General features: G+C 69.3%; 20 protein-coding genes. 16 read left to right on the plus strand and 4 right to left on the minus strand.

From position 1 onward, the window contains the following. Window positions 1-33: 33 nt before the first annotated feature. The gene (locus tag SACXIDRAFT_RS15825; protein WP_006239605.1) at window positions 34-1,329 is read right to left on the minus strand and encodes a nicotinate phosphoribosyltransferase; all 1,296 of its coding nucleotides are present in this window, start codon (window positions 1,327-1,329) and stop codon (window positions 34-36) included. A 148-nt stretch (window positions 1,330-1,477) separates the two neighbouring features. On the opposite strand from SACXIDRAFT_RS15825, the gene clpS reads away from it, so the two are divergent. The 13 genes from clpS to rdgB all read left to right on the plus strand — a co-directional run bounded on the left by clpS (window position 1,478) and on the right by rdgB (window position 9,809). After that, on the plus strand, window positions 1,478-1,762 hold the full coding sequence (gene clpS / locus SACXIDRAFT_RS15830; RefSeq protein ID WP_040922216.1) for an ATP-dependent Clp protease adapter ClpS: 285 nt from the start codon (window positions 1,478-1,480) through the stop codon (window positions 1,760-1,762). Then, window positions 1,759-2,316, plus strand: a complete 558-nt coding sequence (locus tag SACXIDRAFT_RS15835; protein WP_006239607.1) for a DUF2017 domain-containing protein — start codon at window positions 1,759-1,761, stop codon at window positions 2,314-2,316. The genes clpS and SACXIDRAFT_RS15835 overlap by 4 nt, the downstream gene beginning before the upstream one ends. 10 nt (window positions 2,317-2,326) lie before the next feature. Next, entirely contained in the window at window positions 2,327-3,376 is a 1,050-nt protein-coding gene (locus SACXIDRAFT_RS15840) for a P1 family peptidase (protein WP_006239608.1), read from the plus strand. Then, a complete protein-coding gene (locus SACXIDRAFT_RS15845; protein WP_006239609.1) occupies window positions 3,366-3,632 on the plus strand; it encodes an ATP-dependent Clp protease adaptor ClpS in 267 nt (88 codons plus the stop codon). Before SACXIDRAFT_RS15840 ends, SACXIDRAFT_RS15845 begins: the two co-directional genes overlap by 11 nt. A 32-nt stretch (window positions 3,633-3,664) precedes the next feature. Further along, complete coding sequence (locus SACXIDRAFT_RS15850; RefSeq protein WP_006239610.1) at window positions 3,665-4,213, plus strand: DUF2017 family protein; 549 nt, start codon at window positions 3,665-3,667, stop codon at window positions 4,211-4,213. Window positions 4,214-4,266: 53 nt separating this feature from the next. Then, window positions 4,267-4,719: a M67 family metallopeptidase gene (locus SACXIDRAFT_RS15855; protein WP_006239611.1), complete on the plus strand. Its 453-nt coding sequence runs from the start codon at window positions 4,267-4,269 to the stop codon at window positions 4,717-4,719. Window positions 4,720-4,771: 52 nt separating this feature from the next. Next, entirely contained in the window at window positions 4,772-5,050 is a 279-nt protein-coding gene (locus tag SACXIDRAFT_RS15860; RefSeq protein WP_006239612.1) for a MoaD/ThiS family protein, read from the plus strand. Between the two features lie 8 nt (window positions 5,051-5,058). After that, window positions 5,059-6,009, plus strand: a complete 951-nt coding sequence (locus SACXIDRAFT_RS15865; protein ID WP_006239613.1) for a PLP-dependent cysteine synthase family protein — start codon at window positions 5,059-5,061, stop codon at window positions 6,007-6,009. A gap of 165 nt (window positions 6,010-6,174) precedes the next feature. Then, window positions 6,175-6,741, plus strand: a complete 567-nt coding sequence (locus SACXIDRAFT_RS15870; RefSeq protein ID WP_050987032.1) for a rhomboid family intramembrane serine protease — start codon at window positions 6,175-6,177, stop codon at window positions 6,739-6,741. After that, entirely contained in the window at window positions 6,738-7,535 is a 798-nt protein-coding gene (gene murI, locus SACXIDRAFT_RS15875) for a glutamate racemase (protein WP_006239615.1), read from the plus strand. Before SACXIDRAFT_RS15870 ends, murI begins: the two co-directional genes overlap by 4 nt. Window positions 7,536-7,574: 39 nt before the next feature. Further along, window positions 7,575-8,345, plus strand: a complete 771-nt coding sequence (locus tag SACXIDRAFT_RS15880; protein WP_006239616.1) for an MBL fold metallo-hydrolase — start codon at window positions 7,575-7,577, stop codon at window positions 8,343-8,345. Window positions 8,346-8,427: 82 nt separating this feature from the next. Continuing rightward, window positions 8,428-9,204, plus strand: coding sequence for a ribonuclease PH (gene rph / locus SACXIDRAFT_RS15885; protein WP_006239617.1), 777 nt, complete (start codon window positions 8,428-8,430; stop codon window positions 9,202-9,204). After that, entirely contained in the window at window positions 9,201-9,809 is a 609-nt protein-coding gene (gene rdgB / locus SACXIDRAFT_RS15890; RefSeq protein WP_006239618.1) for an RdgB/HAM1 family non-canonical purine NTP pyrophosphatase, read from the plus strand. Before rph ends, rdgB begins: the two co-directional genes overlap by 4 nt. 151 nt (window positions 9,810-9,960) lie before the next feature. Here the strand turns inward: rdgB and bcp are convergent, their stop codons facing one another. The 3 genes from bcp to SACXIDRAFT_RS15905 form a co-directional block, all read right to left on the minus strand. Beyond that, entirely contained in the window at window positions 9,961-10,440 is a 480-nt protein-coding gene (gene bcp / locus SACXIDRAFT_RS15895; RefSeq protein WP_006239620.1) for a thioredoxin-dependent thiol peroxidase, read from the minus strand. Window positions 10,441-10,461: 21 nt separating this feature from the next. After that, entirely contained in the window at window positions 10,462-11,004 is a 543-nt protein-coding gene (locus tag SACXIDRAFT_RS15900; protein WP_006239621.1) for a hypothetical protein, read from the minus strand. A 195-nt stretch (window positions 11,005-11,199) separates the two neighbouring features. After that, window positions 11,200-11,382, minus strand: coding sequence for a hypothetical protein (locus SACXIDRAFT_RS15905; protein WP_006239622.1), 183 nt, complete (start codon window positions 11,380-11,382; stop codon window positions 11,200-11,202). A gap of 242 nt (window positions 11,383-11,624) precedes the next feature. Between SACXIDRAFT_RS15905 and SACXIDRAFT_RS15910 the strand changes: the two genes are divergently transcribed. From SACXIDRAFT_RS15910 to SACXIDRAFT_RS15920, 3 genes are all read left to right on the plus strand, one after another. Further along, window positions 11,625-12,881, plus strand: coding sequence for an ABC transporter substrate-binding protein (locus SACXIDRAFT_RS15910; protein WP_006239623.1), 1,257 nt, complete (start codon window positions 11,625-11,627; stop codon window positions 12,879-12,881). 187 nt (window positions 12,882-13,068) lie between these two features. Continuing rightward, window positions 13,069-13,296: a hypothetical protein gene (locus SACXIDRAFT_RS15915; RefSeq protein ID WP_006239624.1), complete on the plus strand. Its 228-nt coding sequence runs from the start codon at window positions 13,069-13,071 to the stop codon at window positions 13,294-13,296. Window positions 13,297-13,535: 239 nt separating this feature from the next. Further along, on the plus strand, window positions 13,536-13,739 hold the full coding sequence (locus SACXIDRAFT_RS15920) for a cold-shock protein (RefSeq protein WP_006239625.1): 204 nt from the start codon (window positions 13,536-13,538) through the stop codon (window positions 13,737-13,739). Window positions 13,740-14,039 lie beyond the last annotated feature (300 nt).

The following is a 14,039-nucleotide window of genomic DNA, read 5'->3' on the forward strand; positions in this document are numbered from 1 at the left end:
TTCACCTCCGGGATCGACGCGGCCACGTGCCGTCTACAGAAAGGTGGTCGGGATGGCGGGGTCGCCGCTGGACAACTTCAGCCCTTCCCACGGCAGGCTCACGAGTGCGCGCCGCAAACGCTGCCGCCCGTCCTCAAGGGTGGGCAGGTTCTCCGCGGGTTGTCCAGCACGGAGCAGAGGAATCGGCAGTTGTTTGTCGTGCTCGGCAGGCTCGGGCGGGTTCGCTGTCGGGTAGACGACCTCTTCGAGCGCGGTCCCCGTGGCCTTGTGGCGGCGCAGAGCGGACTTGCGCCCGCCTCTGGATGCTTTGTGCTCACTGCGTTTTGCGACGGGGCGACCGTCCACCTCGACCAGTTTGTAGACCATTCCGGCGGTCGGTGCACCGGAGCCGGTGACGACGGAGGTGCCGACGCCGTAGGCATCGACGGGTTCGGCCCTCAGCGCGGCGATGGCGTGCTCGTCGAGGTCGCCGGAAACCACGATGCGGGTGTCCTTGGCGCCCAGCGCGTCGAGTTGTTCCCGTGCCTGCCGCGCGAGCACACCGACGTCGCCGGAGTCGATGCGGATGGCCCCCAGTTCCGGGCCTGCCACCCGGACGGCGGTGTCGATTCCCTTCGTGATGTCGTAGGTGTCCACCAGCAGAGTGGTGTCGGTGCCCATCTTCTCGATCTGGGCGCGGAACGCCGCTTCCTCGGTGTCGTGCAACAGCATGAAGGCATGGGCGACGGTGCCACGGGTGGGAATGCCGTAGCGGCGCCCTGCTTCGAGGTTCGACGTGGTGGCGAAGCCTGCCAGGTACGCGGCTCGGGCCGCGGCGACGGCGGCGTACTCGTGCGTGCGGCGCCCGCCCATCTCGATGATCGGCCTGCCGTTGGCCGCGCCGGACATGCGCGCCGCTGCCGAGGCGATCGCGCTGTCGTGGTTGAGGATCGACAGCACGACGGTTTCGAGCAGCACACTCTCGGCGAAGGTGCCCCTCACGGTGAGGATCGGCGAGCCGGGGAAGTACAGCTCCCCCTCGGGATAGCCGTCGATGTCGCCGGCGAACCGGTAGCCCGAAAGCCAGTCGAGTGTGGCCGAATCGACCACGGCCGTCTGCTCCAACTGGGCGAGTTCGGCCTCGGTGAACCGGAAATCGGCGATCGCGTCGAGCACCCGCTGCGTCCCCGCGACGACGCCGTAACGGCGTCCCGCGGGGAGTTTGCGGGCGAACACCTCGAAAACGCAGTCTCGCTCGCCGGTCCCGTCGCGAAGCGCGCTCGCCAGCATCGTCAGCTCGTAGTGGTCGGTGAACAGCGCGGTGCTGTTCCCGCTCGCCGAGGAGGACATGCCGCAAGATTATTCGCCACCCGGACACCCCTCGGCCAGGGTGGGCCGCCGCCTCGATCGTCGCCTTCCGATCGGGGAAATCCGGTGCTCACCCGCGTGGCCGACCTCCTGGCACGCCGGTGCGCCGTGCCGTGACACCATGGGAGGCATGACCACGCCCGTCGAGGCCGAAGAAACACTCGGTGCGGATCTCGGCGCCGAGGACCGACCGTGGCAGACGATCGTGTGGAACGACCCGGTCAACCTGATGTCGTACGTGACCTACGTGTTCCAGCGGATCTTCGGGTACAGCAAGGACCACGCCACGAAACTGATGCTCGACGTCCATCACAAGGGCAGGGCGGTCGTGTCGTCGGGGACGAAGGAGAAGGTGGAGGGCGACGTCGCGAAACTTCACGCGGCGGGCCTGTGGGCGACCATGGAACAGACGTGAGGGAATGGCGCCGCAAGGGCGGCAGGATGATCGGCGGTTTCGAGCAGCAGGAAGCGGCTGTGGTGCGCGGTCTGGTGAGCCAGATCGAGGACATGTTGAAGGCGCGCGCCGACGAGGCACCTCAGGACGAACTCGCGGAGCTGACCGGTATCCGCACCGGTCCTTCGGAGGGGCCGGACGACCCCGTGCTGGGACGACTGCTGCCCGACTTCCACAGGCTCGACCCCGACAACCCGTCGAAGGAATCGCTGGATTCGGCGGCTGTGTTGCGGTCGCTGCACGAGCCCGAGGTGGTTGACGCGAAGCTCGGCGTTGCGGACGTGGTGTTACGGACGCTGCCGCCGGGCGGGGGCGAGGTGCGCCTGACGTTCGAGGAGGCGGACGCCTGGCTCTCGGCGCTGAACGACGTGCGGCTCGCGCTGGGCACCGCGCTCGACGTCACCGAGGACATGCCCGACCAGTTGCCGGAGGACGACCCGCGCGCCTCGCACCTCGGCGTCTACCACTGGTTGACGTGGGTGCAGGACTCACTCGTGCAGGCGCTGACCGAATGAGGCGAGGCCGGTGACGACGACTCGCTCGGGACCGCACAACGCGATCACGGACGTGCCGGGTGTCCTGGTCGGCCATCACCAGCGCACCGAGGCGGGATGGATGTGCGGCACCACGGTCGTGCTGCCGCCCGAGGGCACCGTCGGCGGGGTGGACCAGCGCGGCGGGGCTCCAGGAACGAGGGAGACCGACCTGCTCGTGCCTGAGAACCTCGTGAGCACCGTGGACGCCGTGTGCCTTTCCGGCGGCAGCGCGTTCGGGCTCGCGGCGGCGGACGGGGTGATGCGCTGGCTGGACGAGCGGAATCGCGGTTTCCCCGTGGGACCGGGTCCGGAACACGTGGTGCCGATCGTCCCTGCGGCCGTGATTTTCGACTTGCCGCGCGGTGATTGGGGCAACCGTCCGGATGCGACATTCGGGTACGCCGCCTGCGAGGCTGCGGCGGGAGGGCCTGTCGCGCAGGGCTCCGTGGGGGCAGGCGCGGGAGCGCAGGCCGGGTCGTTGAGGGGTGGCGTCGGCACGGCGAGCGAATACGTGGAGAGCCCGGACGGTATCCGCCTGACAGTGGGCGCTCTCGCCGTGGTGAACGCGGCAGGCGAGGTTGTGCGTCCCGGGACCGGCGAGCCGTACGCCGCCGAGTACGGGCTGGACGGCGAGTTCGGTGTGTCGCGCTGGCCGGAGAGGGCGGGCGAGTTCACGGCTACCGAAGGGACGCGGCTGAACACGACGATCGGTGTGGTGGCCGTCGATGCGGTGCTGTCGAAGGCCGAGTGCCGCCGGTTGGCCGTCGCCGCGCAGGACGGCATCGCGCTGGCGGCACGTCCCGCGCACACGATGTTCGACGGCGACACGGTGTTCGCGCTGGCCACCGGTGCAACGGAGCTGCCGAGAGCGGAAGGGCCGATCGGGGACGCCGGTGCGGCGATGGTGCTCGACGGTCTCTGTTCCGCCGCGGCGAGGGTGTTCGCCCGCGCCATGGTGCACGGTCTGCTCGCGGCCTCGTCGGCGCCGGGCCTGCCGTCCTACGCCGAGGTGTGGCCGGAGGCGTTCGGTGACGGCTGAGCAACAGCGCTGGCATGTCGATCTCCACCACGACGACGTGAACCGGTTTCCCGGTGTGGCGTTCGTGCTGCGCCAGGTGTGCGGCATCGACAAGCGAACCGGCGTGGCGCTGGCCGACGAGGCGCAGCGGCACGGGACGGCGCGGGTGCTCTCGTGCGAGGAGCGGCAGGAAGCCGAACGTCTCGTCGCGGAGATCCAGCTCCTGGGCGTGCGGGCCACCGTGGGGGTGGGCGCCGATCCGCCCCGGCTGGTGTGACGCGGAAAACGGTGAATCGGACAGGGGGACGCGTGACGGGGGAGTTCGTCCAGGCGTGGCGAGCGGAGCAGCTGGTGTGCCTCGCGGTGTCGAGGACGGTCGCTGAGGGGCTGCTCGGCGTGCTCGACGACGTGGAGTGCTCGCTCACCGGGCGGCGGAGGCGCTTCGGTCGAAGGCCGCGCCCGCTGCCCGACCGCAGGCTGTTCCCCGACGCCTACTTCGACCGCGAGGCCAGTGAGGAGTTCCGTGCCCGCCACGGCAGGATGATGCGGAACCGGGTGCTCGACGCGGTGCGCCGTACCAGCGTGTTGTTCGCGCACGCCCACGAATCGGGCGACGAGCCTGCCGTGGTGACCGTGCCCGAGGTGGCGGTCGCGGACGTCTTCTGCGCTCTCGGTCACGCCCAGTCGCTCTTCCTGTCAAGGCCGAGGTGGAACGCGCTCGTGGACTGGCCCACGGTGACGCTGCTCAAGGGCGGCAGGGAGCTGACGTGGCTGGTGACCTGCCAGACCGCGCTGGCCGACGCGGCGCTCGCCACCGTGCCGGAACCCGGCGATGAGGAGCCCCTGACCCCGGCCTGAGCTGCGATTTCTCACGCAGTGAACGCCCGGGTGCGGAAACGTAGAATCGGGTCGTGCTCCGAATTCGCCGTGACCTCGTTGACGCGATCGTCGAGCACGCCCGCCGGGATCACCCGGACGAGGCGTGCGGGGTGGTCGCAGGACCCGACGACGGCACGGATCGTCCCGAACGGCTCATCCCGATGGTCAACGCGGCACGCTCGCCGACTTTCTACGAGTTCGATTCGGGCGATCTGCTGAGGTTGTACCGCGAGATGGACGCTCGTGACGAGAAGCCCGTCGTGATCTACCACTCGCACACCGCGACCGAGGCCTACCCTTCGCGCACGGACATCAAGCTCGCGCAGGAACCGTTCGCGCACTACGTTCTCGTGTCCACCCGGCAGCCGGACACCCACGAGTTCCGGTCGTATCGCATCGTGGACGGCGAGGTGACCGAGGAACCCGTGGAGATCGTCGAGGCGTACGAGCCCCCCGGCACGGACTCAGGTCACTCCTGGGAATAGCCCGGACCGCAGGAACGTCTCTTCCTTCGACAACCCCAAGTGGAGGTAAGCCATGTCCGTGACCGTCTCCATCCCCACGATCCTGCGCACGCACACCGACGGCGCGAAGTCCGTCGAGGCGTCGGGCAAGACCGTGGCCGAGGTGATCGACGACCTCGACGCCAAGCACGACGGCATCAAGGCCCGCCTGGTCAAGGACGAGAAGCTCCACCGCTTCGTCAACGTCTACGTCAACGACGAGGACGTGCGGTTCGCGGGTGGACTCGACGCGGAGGTCGCGGACGGTGACACGGTGACGATCCTTCCCGCTGTCGCCGGCGGCGCACGGTAGGCCGGCCGATGGCCAGATACGCCTCTCTGCTCGACACACTCGGCGGAACCCCGCTGGTGGGTCTGCCGAGGCTGTCGCCGTCACCCGAGGTGCGCCTGTGGGCGAAGCTGGAGGATCGCAACCCGACGGGCTCGATCAAGGACCGCCCCGCGCTGGCCATGATCGAGGCGGCCGAGCGGGACGGCATCCTCAAGCCGGGGGACACGATCCTGGAGCCCACCTCGGGCAACACGGGTATCGCGCTGGCGATGGCCGCGAAACTCAAGGGCTACGGCATGGTCTGCGTCATGCCGGAGAACACCTCCGAGGAACGCAGGCAACTGCTCCAGGCCTACGGCGCGCGCATCGTGTACTCGCCTGCGGCTGGCGGGTCGAACGAGGCGGTGCGCCGCGCGAAGGAACTCGCGAAGGCGAATCCGGACTGGGTGATGCTCTACCAGTACGGCAATCCCGCCAACGCCGACGCGCACTACTCGGGCACGGGGCCTGAGCTGCTGAAGGACCTTCCGACGCTGACTCATTTCGTCGGCGGGCTCGGCACGACGGGAACGCTCGTGGGAGTCGGCAGGTATCTGCGCGAGCACAAGCCGGATGCGCAGGTGATCGCCGCCGAACCGCGCTACGGCGAACTCGTGTACGGCCTGCGCAACCTCGACGAGGGGTTCGTTCCCGAGCTGTACGACCCCGACGTGTTGAGCGGCCGGTACTCCGTCGGCGCCTACGACGCCCTGCGACGCACCCGTGAGCTGCTGGAACAGGAAGGGATCTTCGCGGGCATCTCGACCGGGGCCGTCCTGCACGCCGCTCTGGGTGTGGCGAACAAGGTGCTCAAGAAGGGCGACACGGCCGACATCGCGTTCGTGGTCGCCGACGCGGGCTGGAAGTATCTGTCCACCGGCGCCTACAGCGGTTCTCTCGACGAGGCCGCCGAGCGGCTCGACGGGCAGCTGTGGGCGTGACGGTTCAGGGTTTTCTCCCGAGGCACCCAGCGGGTGTACGGGGTTAGCCTGCGAGACGTGGACCTCCCCAGCGGTTTCTCACCGACCCCACCGGCCCCGCGCAGGCAGCGCGACCCGGCACAGCGCGTCCTTCCGCGCAAGCCGCTCGCCGCGGCTGCCGTTGCGATGGCGTTCGTCGCGCTCCTCTACCTCGTGGAACTCGTCGATGTCGCGCTGCCGCTCGAACTCGACAGGTATGGCATCGAGGCACGCTCACTCGACGGGCTCGACGGCGTGGTGTGGGCGCCGCTGCTGCACGACGGGTGGGCGCATGTGTTCGCGAACACCTGGCCCGTGGCCGTGTTCGCCTTCCTCGCGATGGCGGGTGGCTTCGGGCAGTGGGTCGTGGTGACGGCCACCATCTGGGTCGTCGGCGGCCTCGGGGTGTGGCTCACCTCCGCCGACGACACCGTGACGGTGGGAGCGTCGGGGCTGGCGTTCGGCTGGCTCGCTTTCCTGCTCGTGCGAGGAGTGTTCTCCCGGAGCGTGGCCCAGCTCGCGGTGGCTGTGGTGCTGTTCGCGTTGTGGGGCGGCATGCTGTGGGGCGTCTTCCCCGGCACACCGGGTGTGTCGTGGCAGGGGCATCTTTTCGGTGCGGCAGGGGGCGTGCTCGCGGCGTGGCTGGTGGCGAGGAAGGGCAGGTCCGCGAGGCCGGCGGCGCCGAAGGGCGCGCCCGGTAATCTCGGCGCATGACCACGACCCGCTCCGCGTCCGCCCCGATCGGGATCTTCGACTCCGGAGTCGGTGGGTTGACCGTGGCGCGTGCCGTGGCCGATCAGTTGCCGTTCGAACGCCTCCGTTACGTCGGCGACACCCGCAACGCCCCCTACGGCCCGCTGCCCATCGCCAGGGTGCGCGAACTCGCGCTCGCCGCGCTCGACGGGCTCGTGGCCGACGGGGTCAAGGCGCTCGTGATCGCCTGCAACACCGCGTCGGCCGCGTGCCTTCGCGACGCGAGAGAGCGTTACGACATCCCGGTCTTCGAGGTGGTACTGCCTGCCGCGCGCAGGGCGGCGGCGACGACGCGCAACGGCAGGGTCGGGCTCATCGGCACCGAGACCACCGTGCGGTCGCGGGCCTACAACGACGCGCTCGCCGCCACCTCGGTGACGTTGAGCAGCGTGGCGTGTCCCCGGTTCGTCGAGTTCGTCGAGCGGGGCATCACGTCGGGACGGCAGGTGCTCGGTCTCGCGCAGGGCTACCTCGAACCGCTCACCCGCGACGCCGTGGACACCTTGATCCTCGGCTGCACGCACTACCCGCTGCTCACGGGTGTGCTCCAGGCCGTCATGGGTCCTGACGTCACCCTCGTGTCGAGCGCCGAGGAGACCGCCAAGGACGTCGTGCGGGAACTCACCGAACTCGACCTGCTCGCCGAGCGCACCGAGTCGCCAGATCACGAGTTCCTCGCCACCGGACCACCGGAGCCGTTCGCCAAGCTGGCGCGCCGGTTCATGGGACTCGGCACCGTGCTCGCCACCACGTGAGGCAGGCACAGCGCATCGCGACGTGGCAAGGTGTTGATCGTGCGACTGACGATCCTGGGCTGTTGCGGCAGCATCCCCGGTCCTGACGCGGCTGCCTCCGGCTACCTCGTGGAGGCGGGAGGCTTCCGGCTGCTGATCGACCTCGGCAACGGCACGCTGGCGCGCCTGCAGACCGTGTGCGATCCCTTCTCGCTCGACGCGCTCGTTCTGTCGCACCTGCATCCCGACCACTGCGCCGACTTCAGCGCACTGGCCGTGCTCCGGCGCTACCATCCGAACCCGCCCTACGACGCGCGGCGGCGCACGCTCGCTGTCCACGCGCCGTCCGAGGCCCCTGCCCGGCTGGCCAACGCCTACGCACCGCACGAGGCCGAACGCAGGGAGACCGACCTCTCGGACGTGTTCGACTTCCACCCGCTGAGCCCGCAGTCGATCACTCTCGGGCCGTTCACGGTGACGCCGGTGCCCGTGGAACACCCCACCGAATCGTTCGGTCTCCGGATCACCCACGACGGCGTGACCCTCGCCTACACCGGCGACAGCGGGCCGTGCGCCGGGCTCGACGACCTCGCCGACGGCGCGGACGCGCTGCTGTGCGAGGCGAGCTGGACCGACGCGCCCGACCGGCCAACCGGCCTCCATCTCTCCGGAAGGCAGGCGGGTGAACTCGCGGAGCGGGCAGGCGTCGGCAGGCTTCTGCTCACGCACGTGCCGCCGTGGTCGGACGGCGAGGCGATCCTCGCCGAGGCCGACGCCGCGTTCGACGGCCCCGTGCGGTGGGTGCGTCAGGGCGAGGTCTACGACATCTGAGCTGATCGCCACGGGCTTGTGGGTCTCGGGCGCGGATGCCCTTCTCACCCGGTGCCGGGACGGCTTCACTAGGCTGCCAGGCGTGGTGCGAGAAGACGGCAGGAACGATGACCAGCTCCGCGAGGTTCGGATCACCCGCGGTTTCCAGCAGTGGCCTGCGGGCTCGGTGCTCGTCGAGTTCGGCGACACCCGGGTGCTGTGTGCCGCGAGTGTCACTGAGGGAGTTCCCCGGTGGCGGGCCGGTTCCGGCCTCGGCTGGGTGACGGCCGAGTACGCCATGCTGCCCTCCGCGACGCACACCCGAGGCGATCGGGAATCGATCAAGGGCAGGGTCGGGGGCCGCACTCACGAGATCAGCAGGCTCATCGGCCGTTCACTGCGGTCCTGCATCGATCTGGCCGCGCTGGGCGAGAACACCATCGTCATCGACTGCGACGTGATCCAGGCCGACGGGGGCACGCGAACGGCCGCGATCACGGGCGGCTACGTGGCGCTGGCCGACGCCGTCACCTGGCTCGGCGCGGCAGGGCGGCTGGCCGACCCCCAGCCACTGTCGGCCGCGGTGTCGGCGGTCAGTGTGGGGGTCGTTGACGGTCGGGTGCGGCTCGACCTGCCGTACGAGGAGGACTCGCGTGCCGAGGTGGACATGAACGTCGTCGCCACCGACGCGGGTACGCTGATCGAGGTTCAGGGCACCGGTGAGGGCGCCACCTTCACTCGGTCCACACTGGACAAGATGCTCGACCTCGCGCAGGCGGGCTGCGCGGAGCTGGCCCGCATACAGGCCGAGGCGCTCGCGGCCCCCTATCCCGGCACACTGCCCGAACCCCCACCCGCGAAGAAGAAGGGGTCGAAGTGACCACGCGGGTACTGCTCGCCACCCGCAATGCGAAGAAGCTCGCCGAGCTTCGCCGCATCCTCTCCGATGCCGGGGTTGCCGGGATCGAGATCGTCGGCATGGCCGATGTCGAACCTTTCGACGAGGAACCTGAGACGGGGGCGACGTTCGAGGAGAACGCCGTCGCCAAGGCGCGTGACGCGGCGAAGGCCACCGGCCTGGCCACGGTGGCGGACGACTCGGGGCTGACCGTGGACGCGTTGAATGGGATGCCGGGCGTGCTCTCCGCGCGCTGGGCCGGTGTGCACGGCGACGACGAGACGAATCTGCGGCTTGTGCTCGGGCAGCTCGCCGACGTGCCGGACGAGCGCAGGGGTGCGGCGTTCGTGTGCGCGGCGGCACTCGTCCCGCCTGGGGTCGAACCCGTTGTGGTGCGCGGCGAATGGCGCGGGCGGATCGTGCGCGAACCCCGTGGTGACAACGGTTTCGGCTACGATCCGATCTTCGTTCCCGACGGTGGGACCCGGACTTCTGCGGAGCTGAAGCCGGAGGAGAAGGACGCGGCATCGCACCGGGGACAGGCCCTGCGCGCACTGGTGCCGTATCTGCGGGAGCTGGCTTCGTAGCGGGTCGTCACGCCGGGCAGGAGCGCCGTCCTTGCGCCATCGACCATCGGAAGCAGCCGACAAGACGGCGACATCGCACGCGCAAGGCCAGCGCGATGCCGTGCGGCGCTCCACCGCACGGCATCCGCAGGCGGCCCGTGTGCGTCAGGGCTCAGCCGGCGAGTTTCAGATCCCGAAGCAGCTTCGCGACGTGGCCGGTAGCGCGCACGTTGTACATGGCCTTGGCGATCGTGCCGTCCGGGTTCACCACGAACGTCGAGCGGATCACGCCTTGCACGACGCGGCCGTAGTTCTTCTTCTCCCCGAACGCGCCCCACTCGGTGAGTACCGTCTTGCCGGGGTCGGCCAGCAGCGGGAACGTCAGCTTCTCGTTCTCGACGAACGAGGCGAGTTTCTCCGGCTTGTCGGGGGAGATGCCCAGTACCTGATACCCGGCGTCGCCCAGCAGGGCGAGGTTGTCGCGGAAGTCGCACGCCTGCTTGGTGCAGCCGGGCGTTCCCGCAGCGGGGTAGAAGTACACCACCACGGACCGCCCCCGGAAGTCGGAGAGCGACACGATGGTGCCCTCGCTGTCGGGCAGGGAGAAGTCGGGAGCCGGATCGCCGGGGGAAAGACGGTTGGGGTCGGTCATGGCCGAAGCGTAACCCGGACCTCAGACCGATCCGACGAACACCGCCTTGGTGGACTTGGTCGAATCGGGTCGGAGAGTGAGTTCCACCGTGGCCACCTCCGCAGGAAGGGCGAACGCGAACGTCACCTTGGTGGAGTCGCCTGCCACGAGGTCGCGATCGGCGTCCACGATGCCGTTGTAGCCACGGGGGATGTCCTGCACCTGCTTGACCTCCTCGCCGTCGATCGTGGCGCGGACGGAGAGGTCGGAGATCCGGTACGGCCGCTGCCCCTCGTTGGACAACTCGATGCCGAACGCCGCGGCGCGCTGTGACCGGGGGTAGGCACTCTCGCTCGGTTCGAAGATGTGCGGCGACGAGACGGTCACCACGAGGCCAGAGGGGAAGCGGTGCTCCGAGCCGAACTCGCGAAGCCTCACCGAGGACGTGGCCTGTGGCGAGGACGCCGCGACTGAAGGACTTGCCGGCGGGGCCGGGACGGCTTCGGAGCCGTCACCGGCCGCAGTGCCACACGCGGCCAGTGCGAACGCCGCGAACACAGCGGCCGTCGTCCTCGCCGTAGACACAGCTCGACTCCCTTGGTCCGATCGCAGGGCGGAGTTGCTCCGTTCGGGCGCGCAACCGGTCGCCCTCGTCCACTCTGGCGACGCGGCGCCGCCTCAGCCACCCGGATCAGGCGGTTGAGTCGGAGTCGGAGCCCGCTCGTGTCCTCGCCGTGACACGCCGACGGCATCGGGGTGACACGGACCATCGGCCGGGTCTCACGCTGCGATGGCGAAGACGAGGATGAAGACGGCGAGTCCGGCGAGCCACAACACGATCAGCCACCCCCAGTCTCGCCAGGGGTCCACGACACGGTTGTCCTCGCCGGGCACGTAGACGCCGCGTTTCTCGAACCAGTCGGCCCATTCGTCCGGCCAGCGGAGCAGGCGCCGTCCGACCATGACTCACCCTCCGTTTCGTCACGCAGCGTGTAGCACTCACATACTTCGCGTCGGCGACGTGGAAGGCAAGAGGTGGACGCTCGCAGTGGCCGGCGGGCCGATCGCGGCAGGAGCCCCGCGATTTTCCGAATGCCGGGAAGCGTTCTACCGTGATGCCACCCATACGTCCGTGCTGGCCTGCTTCGCGCGAGAAGCGAAAAGCCCCGGGCGGTTCGTGGCGACAGGATCAAGGGGGTTTCCCGATGGGGGCGTCAGCAGGGCGGCGATCGGCGGTTCTGATGGGTGCGGTCGCTCTCCTGCTCGCGGGGTGCGTGGGTGGCGACGAGGAACCGCGCGGCGGTTCCGACGGCGGCGACGGGGTATTCAGGCTGGGCTACGTGCTGCCGGAGACGGGGCAACTCGCGTCGCAGGGCCCCGCCCAGATCGAGTCGGTGAGGCTCGCCGTCAAGGAGATCAACGACGCGGGCGGCGTGCTCGGGCAGCCGATTCCCGAGGTGACCGCGTCCGACGAGGGCGGAAACGCGGGCGTGGCCGCTCGGTCGGCCGACCGGGTGCTCGCCTCCGGCGTCGATGCCGTTATCGGTGCCGCGGCGTCCGACATGTCGCTCGCGATCATCGACACCGTGACGGGCTCGGGAGTGGTGCAGTGTTCCGGCTCCAACACGGCTGCGACGTTCACCGATTACCCGGACAACGGTCTCTACTTCCGCACCGCACCCAGTGACGCCCTTCAGGCCACTGTGCTGAGCAAGGTGATCGTCGCGGACGGCGAGCAGCGGGTCGCCGTCGTCGCGCGAGGGGACGACTACGGCAGGGGACTGCTGAAATCGATCACGAAGGAGTTGAAGGACACCGGCATCCCTGTGGTGCTCGGCGAGACCTACGAGCCGGGATCGGAGGACTTCGACCGGGTGGCACGGAAGGTCAGGGAGGTGAACCCTGACGCGGCGGTCGTCGTGGCGTTCGACGAGGGTGCCGCCGTGCTCCGAGCGATGATCGAGGCGGGTGTCGGGCCGCGAGACATCAACGTCTACGGCACGGACGGGCTGCGTGGCGCACGGCTGGCGTCGGAGGTGTCGCCCGACGACCCCGGGGTGCTCGCGGGCCTGAAGGGCACGGCCCCTGCCACCGGGAACGGTGAGTACACCGCTCGTCTGAGGGCCTTCGCCCCTGAGGTGAGGGAATCGCAGTTCGCGCCGCAGGTGTTCGACTGCGTGACGATCGTCGCGCTGGCGGTCGAAGCCACGCAGTCCGACGATCCGATCGTGTTCGCCACCGCCATCAACGAGGTCACCGCGAACGGCGAGAGGTGTACGTCGTTCGCCGACTGCAAGCGGCTGCTCGACAGGGGGACGAACATCGACTACGACGGTGAGAGCGGCCCGCTCGACTTCGTGGAGGAGGGCGAGCCAGGCAGAGCCCTCTTCGACGTCTACACCTACGACGCCTCGGGCGCGCTTCGCACGGTGCGGACCGAGGAAGGCTCGGCGACAAACTGAGCGGCTCGTGGCTGCCGAAACGGCGCTACACGCAGTGTTGCACCGAAGCCGAGACCCAGGCTGATCTAGCCCGGAGGCGCCAATGACGGTGACTGTGGGTGCCGTTACTCGACTCAGGCGTCATGGATGATTCCCCCGTTCATCTCCTTGCATGACCCGTTCGGGTGTTGCGAGGGAATGGAGTCGAATGGAACACCACACCGAGGCCGTGCTGATGTCGCTCACGTCGCTGCGCGCCGACCTCGACCGGTTTGTCGCGGACCTGCGCGAGGGCAGTGTGCCCGTGGCGAGGCAGCGCGCGCTGGCCGCACGCCTCATCGAGGTCGGGGACCTGCTCGACGAGCACGCCGACCAGCAGGCGGCCGGACGCAACGGCCACGGCGGGCTGACCCTGGAGGATCTCGACGACCGCTGACCGACACCGGTGATCCGGTCGGGTAGGGTGGTCTGGCGTACCGGGAATGAACCGGTACGCCAGGACGTTGTCCTGAGCAGTCGCAGGTTTTGCGTGTTCGTGTTTTGCACGTCCGCGAAAGATCGGTGCGGGCGTGTCACGTCTCCTCGCGACAAGTGGGAACGCTGGCCGGCTCGACCCCGCGGCTGCGCGGTGGCCGCACGGTGTGGCCGCCGACATCCCCTCACGAAGGAGACAACATGACCGAGGGAACCGTGAAGTGGTTCAACAGCGAGAAGGGCTTCGGCTTCATCGCTCCCGATGACGGGACCGACGACGTCTTCGTGCACTACAGCGAGATCGATGGCCGCGGCTTCCGCAGCCTGGAGGACGGCCAGCGGGTGTCCTTCACCGTGGGCCAGGGCAACAAGGGCCCGCAGGCCACGGGAGTGCGCGCACTCTGAGTGCACCTGCGGGACGCCGCGGAGAGATCACTTCGCGGCGTCCCGCGCTCGCGACCACTTCAGAGGTGTCGCAGAGGGAGAAGTACTTGCACTCATCATCGAACCCCACGCCCGGCGCCGCCGACGGCGAAGCAGGCGTGGTGCAGTTCAGTCACACAACCCACGAGGAGCCGGTGGATTACCGGGAGCTCTCTGGGGAAGCTCCGCAGGATGCCGCCATCGGCGGGCCGAAGCTCTTCCAGGCCCCGCCCGTCTCCGCGACGGCTCCGGCCCCTGGCGCACCCGGTGTGCCGAACTCGG

The sequence above is a fragment of the Saccharomonospora xinjiangensis XJ-54 genome (assembly GCF_000258175.1).
Lineage (GTDB): Bacteria > Actinomycetota > Actinomycetes > Mycobacteriales > Pseudonocardiaceae > Saccharomonospora > Saccharomonospora xinjiangensis.

Excerpts from the sequence above, each read along its gene's own strand:
- SACXIDRAFT_RS15825 (WP_006239605.1), bottom strand. The coding sequence starts at position 1,329 with ATGTCCTCCTCGGCGAGCGGGAACAGCACCGCGCTGTTCACCGACCAC.
- clpS (WP_040922216.1), top strand. The coding sequence starts at position 1,478 with ATGACCACGCCCGTCGAGGCCGAAGAAACACTCGGTGCGGATCTCGGC.
- SACXIDRAFT_RS15860 (WP_006239612.1), top strand. The coding sequence starts at position 4,772 with ATGTCCGTGACCGTCTCCATCCCCACGATCCTGCGCACGCACACCGAC.
- SACXIDRAFT_RS15865 (WP_006239613.1), top strand. The coding sequence starts at position 5,059 with ATGGCCAGATACGCCTCTCTGCTCGACACACTCGGCGGAACCCCGCTG.
- SACXIDRAFT_RS15870 (WP_050987032.1), top strand. The coding sequence starts at position 6,175 with ATGGCGTTCGTCGCGCTCCTCTACCTCGTGGAACTCGTCGATGTCGCG.
- murI (WP_006239615.1), top strand. The coding sequence starts at position 6,738 with ATGACCACGACCCGCTCCGCGTCCGCCCCGATCGGGATCTTCGACTCC.
- bcp (WP_006239620.1), bottom strand. The coding sequence starts at position 10,440 with ATGACCGACCCCAACCGTCTTTCCCCCGGCGATCCGGCTCCCGACTTC.
- SACXIDRAFT_RS15905 (WP_006239622.1), bottom strand. The coding sequence starts at position 11,382 with ATGGTCGGACGGCGCCTGCTCCGCTGGCCGGACGAATGGGCCGACTGG.
- SACXIDRAFT_RS15910 (WP_006239623.1), top strand. The coding sequence starts at position 11,625 with ATGGGGGCGTCAGCAGGGCGGCGATCGGCGGTTCTGATGGGTGCGGTC.
- SACXIDRAFT_RS15915 (WP_006239624.1), top strand. The coding sequence starts at position 13,069 with ATGGAACACCACACCGAGGCCGTGCTGATGTCGCTCACGTCGCTGCGC.
- SACXIDRAFT_RS15920 (WP_006239625.1), top strand. The coding sequence starts at position 13,536 with ATGACCGAGGGAACCGTGAAGTGGTTCAACAGCGAGAAGGGCTTCGGC.